Here is an 882-nt window from a genome sequence, read left to right on the forward strand (position 1 = left end):
GGCCTGCAGGCGCGCCAGTTCCTCAAGCGTCATCGCAGGCCGCCAGGGCTGCCGGCGCCAGCGCCTCGCAGGCCAGCGCCCGCGCGCGGGCCACTTCGTCGAGCAAGGTGGCCAGCGGCGGCAAGTTGGTATCCCATTCGACCAGCGTGGGCAGCGGGCCGTAGCGGTGCAAGGCGGCGCGGTACAGTTCCCACACGGGAGCGGCCACGGGCGCGCCATGGTGGTCGACCAGCAAACCGCCATCGTCGCAGTGGCCGGCCAGGTGCAGTTCACCCACCATGCCGGGCGCCAGCGCCGCCATCGCGGCCAGCGCGTCCTCGCCGTGGTTGCATTGATTGACATATAGGTTGTTGATGTCCAGCAGCACGCCGCAACCGGTGCGGCGCGCCACGCAGGCGAGGAACTCCGTCTCGCTCCAGCTGTCGCCGGGAAAACGCAGATACGTCGAGACGTTTTCCAGCAGGATCGGGCGGCGCAGCACTTCCTGCACCAGGTCCACGCGCTGGCAGAGCAGTTCCAGGCTGGCGCCGTTCAGCGGCAACGGCAGCAAGTCGTTGAGCACGGCGTCGCCGGTGGCGCCCCAGCACAGGTGCTCGGACACCAGCATCGGCTCGATGCGCGCGGCCAGGCGGGCGATGCGTTCCACGTGCGTGCGCGAAAAGCCGTGCACGGAACCGAGGCCCATGCCCACGCCATGCAGCGAGACGGGATAATCGGCGCGCAGGGTTTCCAGCACATGCAGGTCCCAGCCGCCTTCGGCCAAATAGTTCTCGCTATGGACTTCGAGCCAGTCCACGGGCGGGCGCCGCGCCAGCATGTCGCGGTAGTGCGCGCCGCGCAGGCCGATGCCCACCGGGGGCGCGGCCATCGCCAGCTCGCGCA

At 70.0% G+C, this 882-nt stretch carries 1 protein-coding gene; it reads right to left on the bottom strand.

What is annotated here, in order from left to right; all coding sequences use genetic code 11:
* Window positions 1-22 precede the first annotated feature (22 nt).
* Window positions 23-882 (bottom strand): DUF692 domain-containing protein (locus JaAD80_RS29160; RefSeq protein ID WP_308410661.1); only part of this gene is annotated, 860 nt, incomplete at its 5' end.

Origin of the sequence: Janthinobacterium sp. AD80, from assembly GCF_002878455.1 — a bacterium.
Lineage (GTDB): Bacteria > Pseudomonadota > Gammaproteobacteria > Burkholderiales > Burkholderiaceae_D > Janthinobacterium.